Annotated in this window: 1 pseudogene; it reads right to left on the bottom strand. The window is 56.8% G+C overall.

Annotation, left to right across the window (positions count from 1 at the left end):
* Nucleotides 1-234: pseudogene (locus SB756_RS35610) on the bottom strand (lipid-A-disaccharide synthase); the annotation flags it as partial.

Here is a 234-nt window from a genome sequence, read left to right on the forward strand (position 1 = left end):
CGGCTGCCGGGCAGCAAGGCCAGGCAGAGCGCATCATCGGCAATGCCCAGATGACGGCGTGCAGCCAGCTTATCGGGTTGCAGCGGCATGGCATCCGCCATGGTGTGACCGATAAAACGACAGGGAACGTTATAGCGATCGTAAAAAGCTTTTTCAAATGGCAGGAACGCCAGCACCAGGTCGGTGTTACGACCAATCTTAAAGACACGCTTTTGCCGCCATGCCCACACCGAT

It is taken from the genome of Pseudomonas sp. SIMBA_068 (assembly GCF_046534705.1).
Classification (GTDB): Bacteria; Pseudomonadota; Gammaproteobacteria; order Pseudomonadales; family Pseudomonadaceae; genus Aquipseudomonas; species Aquipseudomonas putida.